The sequence below is a fragment of the Streptomyces odonnellii genome, assembly GCF_000981895.1.
Taxonomy (GTDB): domain Bacteria; phylum Actinomycetota; class Actinomycetes; order Streptomycetales; family Streptomycetaceae; genus Streptomyces; species Streptomyces odonnellii.
Genome location: NZ_LATD01000391.1, coordinates 1 through 4,692 on the forward strand (window position 1 = coordinate 1; position 4,692 = coordinate 4,692).

A 4,692-nucleotide genomic window follows, 5' to 3' on the forward strand; every position below is an offset into this window, starting at 1 on the left:
TCATCGCGAGCCCCGGCGCAAGCCTCCCGACGCGAGCCCCCAGGGAAACCTCCGACGCAGGCCCCCCGACACAGGCCCCCTCACGGGAGCCCCCGACCCGGGCCGCCCGGCAAGGTCCCCCGGCGCGGGCCGCCCAGCGCGGCCGCCGCGTCGAACCGGCGCCGAACATGCGGCATTTGGCGGCGTTTCGCCGCGATCCGCATCGTGACCACCGTATGGCGGCCGTGTCACGTCTACGCGCGTCCCCTTGTGCAATTCCCGCGCAGCCATCAATCTTTCGGCTGACACACCGAGTTGGCATCCCACCCTGGACCTGTCCGGCCGAATGCCGCTTTCTGCTTGACATGCCCACGCCAACCCACTTCAGCGCTCCACCGCTCCACCGCCCCACCCCACCCATCAGCGCACCGCCTCTTGAGGAGGACCCTCACATGGCAGCAATGCGTCAGGCCCGGCGAAGACTCGGCCTCGCCGGAATCGGTACGGCAGCCGCCGCAGCCCTCGTACTCGGCACCGTCTCCGCGCTCCCCGCGAGCGCGGCGCCCCAGCAGGAGGGCCGGATCCAGTACGCCGGCGCCGCCGGCTCGATAGCCAACAGCTACATCGTCACCCTCAACGGCTCCGCCGCGAAGGCCGGTTCGGCGTCCGGCAAGGCGGTGGCCAAGGAGTACGGCGCCACCATCGAGCGGACCTACACCAAGGCCCTCAACGGCTACGCGGTGACCCTCTCCGAGGCGCAGGCGAAGAAGCTCGCCGCCGACCCGGCCGTCACCTCCGTCGTCCAGAACCGGACGTTCCACACCGAAGCGACCCAGACCAACCCGCCGTCGTGGGGCCTGGACCGCATCGACCAGAAGAACCTTCCGCTCGACAGCCGGTACACCTACCCCGACTCGGCGGGCCAGGGCGTCACGGCGTACATCATCGACACCGGCGTCCGGATCTCGCACAGCGACTTCGGCGGACGCGCCTCGAACGGCTACGACGCCGTCGACAACGACAACGTCGCGCAGGACGGCAACGGCCACGGCACGCATGTCGCCGGTACCGTCGCGGGCACCGCGTACGGTGTCGCCAAGAAGGCGAGGATCGTCGCCGTACGCGTCCTCGACAACGCCGGCTCCGGCACCACGGCGGGCGTCGTCGCGGGCATCGACTGGGTGGCGCGGAACGCCGTCAAGCCGGCCGTCGCCAACATGTCGCTCGGCGGCGGCGCGGACAGCACGCTCGACGCGGCCGTCCGCAACGCCATCGCGTCCGGCGTGACCTTCGCGGTCGCCGCCGGCAACGACGGCCTGAACGCCTCCAACTACTCGCCGGCCCGGGTCGCCGAGGCCATCACGGTCGGCTCCACGACCTCCACCGACGCGCGCTCCAGCTTCTCCAACACCGGCACGGCGCTGGACATCTTCGCCCCGGGTTCGTCGATCACGTCGACGTGGAACACCAGCGACTCGGCCACCAACACCATTTCGGGTACGTCGATGGCGACCCCGCACGTGGCGGGTGCCGCCGCGCTGTACCTGGCCTCCAACCCGTCGGCCACACCGGCCCAGGTCTCCTCGGGCCTGGTCTCGCTGGCCAGCACGGGCGTCGTCACCAACCCGGGCACCGGTTCGCCGAACCGGCTGCTCAATGTGCCCGGCGGTACGGTCACCCCGCCCGGCGCGAAGTTCGAGAACACCGCCAACTACACGATCAGCGACAACGCCACGGTCGAGTCGCCGGTCACCGTCAGCGGCGTCGCGGGCAACGCCCCGGCCTCGCTGAGCGTGTCGGTGAACATCGTGCACACGTACATCGGTGACCTTCAGGTCCAGCTCATCGCCCCCGACGGCTCGGCCTACACGCTCAAGGCGTTCGGCACCGGCGGCAGCGCGGACAACATCAACACCACGTACTCGGTGAACGCCTCCTCGGAGGTGGCGAACGGAACGTGGAAGCTGCGGGTGTCGGACAACGCGTCGGCGGACACGGGGTACATCGACTCGTGGGCGCTCCAGTTCTAGTGCCGCGACGGGCACGGCCGGCACCGGTCCGGTCGGGTTCCAGTACTGGTCTGTCCGTGATCCGTGATCCGTGAAACGTACGAAGTGCGAGGTGCTCGACGACGTGCGGGACTGCGTCGTCGAGCACCTCGTGTGCGTGGCACCTCGTGTGCGTGGGCGACCGGTCGCGCCCTGGGGCGTGTCCGGTCGGATCGGACAGGACCTAAGGTCTGGCCGGCGACCCGAATGTCGTCCAGGCCGCCCGCTCCGGCAGTCTCAACACCCGTCTGCCCGCCGCCGCGTTCAGGATCGTGGCCGCTCGCCAGGCACCCAGCGTGAGGTCCGGGGCGCCGACGCCGTGCGTGTGGAGTTCGGCGTTCTGGACGTACAACGCGCCTGTCACCCGGGGGTCCAGGGCCACGCGGTAGTCGGCGTCGATGCGGTAGCGGCCCTTTTCGTCCCAGTCGATCAGCTTCGCCAGGGGATCGAGGAAGTCCGGGCGGGCCGCCGCGTAGCCCGTCGCCGAGACGATCGCCGACGTACGGATCTCGAACACCTCGTCCTGCTCGGTGTGGCGGCACGTCAGTACGTAACCGTCGTCGGCGGAGCCTTGAGCCGACTCGACCGAGACGCCGGGGTGCAGGGCCGCGCGCGGTTCCGTACCGCCGATGGTCCGTTCGTACAGTTCGTCGTGGATCTCGGCCAGCGTCTCCTCGCTGATGCCCTTGTAGAGCTGCCACTGTTCGCGTACGAGGCGGTCGCGCCGCGTCTCCGGCAGCGCGCGGAAGTAGCGGATGTAGTCGGGGGTGAAGTGCTCCAGGCCGATCTTGGAGTACTCCATGGGCGCGAAGGCGGGGGTGCGGGCGAGCCAGCGTACGTACGGGCCGCCCTCACCGTCCCCGTCCTGGCGGCGCAGCAGATCGAGCGCGACCTCGGCGCCGGACTGGCCCGCTCCGACGACGGTGACGTCGGGGAGGGTGGCGAGGTGGTCGCGGTGGGCGCGGTAGTCGGCGCTGTGGAGGACGCGGCGCTCCGGTTCACCGGGGGTGAGCAGCGGGCGCAGGGGCTCGGGGACGACCGGGAGCGTGCCTACGCCGAGGACGACCTGCCGGGCCCGGACGCGGAAGACCGTACCGGCGTCTGTGCCCTTATCCGTACCCGTATCCGTGCCTGCCGTCGAGCGGTAGGTGACCGCGAAAACCCCCCCGTCCTCCTCCCACTCCAGCTCCGTCACCCGCGCGTCGAAGCGGCACGAGGGCAGATGCCCCGCGACCCAGCGGCAGTAGTGGTCGTACTCGCGGCGCGGTATGTGAAAGCGCTCCGAGAAGAAGAACGGGAACATCCGGTCGTGCTCGCGCAGATAGTTCAGATACGACCAGCGGCTCGTCGGGTCCGCCATCGTCACCAGGTCGGCGAGGAAGGGTACTTGGAGGACCGTGCCCTCCATGAGCAGGCCGGGATGCCAGGAGAAGGCGGGCTTGGCGTCGAGGAAGAGGGTACGGAGGTCGGGGGCGGCGTCGGAGAGCGCGGCGAGGGAGAGGTTGAAGGGGCCTGTGCCGATGCCGATCAGGTCGTACGGGGCGGAGTGTGGGGTGGAGTACGGGGCGGATTCGTGGCGCTGGTGCTCGGTGGTGCGCTCGGGCGTCTGCTGGGTGGCGTGCTCGGTGGCGTGCGGACGCTGCTGACTGGTCGTCATCTTTTGTCTCCCTGGGGATCGTTCACCGTGGCTGCATCCTCTTCGGCGCGGCCCGCAGCCACCACCATGTGCAGAAGCCGTTCCACCTCGGCGGGGGTGGTGTGCGGGTTGAGCAGGGTGAGCTTGAGGCGTACGCGTCCGGGGCCGGTCCCGGGCAGTTCCGTACGCCCGACGACGGCGCGGCCCTCGCGCAGGAGCCGTCGGCGGAGGGCGGCGTTGATCTCGTCGGAGCGGGACGGATCGGGGTCCGGGCCGGGGCCGGTGCCCGGGCCCGGGTCCAGGCCGGGGCCGGTGGGCAGGTAACGGAACAGGAAGGCCGTCAGGACGGGTTCGGCGTACAGGTCGAGCCGGGGGTGGTCCCGTACGGCCCTGGCCCCGGCCAGCGCCAGATCGTGACAGGCGTCGACCAGCCGGCCGAGGCCCTCGCGGCCGAGCGTCCGCAGGGTGACCGCGATCTTGAACGCGTCGGCGCGGCGGGTCGTACGGAGGGAGAGGCCGAGCAGGCTGGGGTAGCCGGCCTCCTCGTCGTCGGCAGGGTTGAGGTAGGCGGCGCGGCGGGCGACCGAGGCGTACGTCTCGGCCTTCCGTACCAGGAACACACCGGCGGCGGCCGGCTGCCAGCCGAGCTTGTGCCAGTCGAGCGAGACGGAGTCGGCGAGGCCGAGGCCGTCGAGGAGCGGCGCGAGCCGGTCGGAGAGCAGGGCGCCGCCGCCGTACGCCGCGTCCACATGCAGCCACGCGCCATGCCGGGCGGCGAGCGCGGCGCAGGCGCGGAGGGGGTCGATGGCGCCGGTGTCGGTGGTACCGGCGGTGGCGACGACGGCGATGGGCAGCTCGCCGCGGTGCGCGCAGGCGTCGAGGGCGGCGTCGAGGGCGGCGGGGTCCATACGGAGGTGATGGTCGACGGGTACGGGCAGGACGGCGTCCTCACCGAGCCCGAGGAGGGCGGCGGCGCGCTGGACGGAGAAGTGGGCGGAGGCGGAGGCGAGGATGCGGGGGGTTGGGGCG

The 4,692-nt window shown here is 71.3% G+C and carries 3 protein-coding genes; 1 reads left to right on the plus strand and 2 read right to left on the minus strand.

Annotation, left to right across the window (positions count from 1 at the left end):
• Positions 1-431 precede the first annotated feature (431 nt).
• A complete protein-coding gene (locus WH07_RS30790) occupies positions 432-2,009 on the plus strand; it encodes a S8 family peptidase (RefSeq protein WP_046507279.1) in 1,578 nt (525 codons plus the stop codon).
• A 202-nt stretch (positions 2,010-2,211) separates the two neighbouring features.
• Here the strand turns inward: WH07_RS30790 and WH07_RS30795 are convergent, their stop codons facing one another.
• Positions 2,212-3,684, minus strand: a complete 1,473-nt coding sequence (locus WH07_RS30795; RefSeq protein ID WP_079023697.1) for a lysine N(6)-hydroxylase/L-ornithine N(5)-oxygenase family protein — start codon at positions 3,682-3,684, stop codon at positions 2,212-2,214.
• The coding region (locus tag WH07_RS30800; protein ID WP_046507282.1) for a pyridoxal phosphate-dependent decarboxylase family protein at positions 3,681-4,692 on the minus strand (1,012 nt) is incomplete at its 5' end. The genes WH07_RS30795 and WH07_RS30800, both read right to left, overlap by 4 nt.

Bases quoted from the DNA above. Each gene is read 5' to 3' on its own strand.
- WH07_RS30790 (WP_046507279.1), top strand. From the start codon at position 432: ATGGCAGCAATGCGTCAGGCCCGGCGAAGACTCGGCCTCGCCGGAATC.
- WH07_RS30795 (WP_079023697.1), bottom strand. From the start codon at position 3,684: ATGACGACCAGTCAGCAGCGTCCGCACGCCACCGAGCACGCCACCCAG.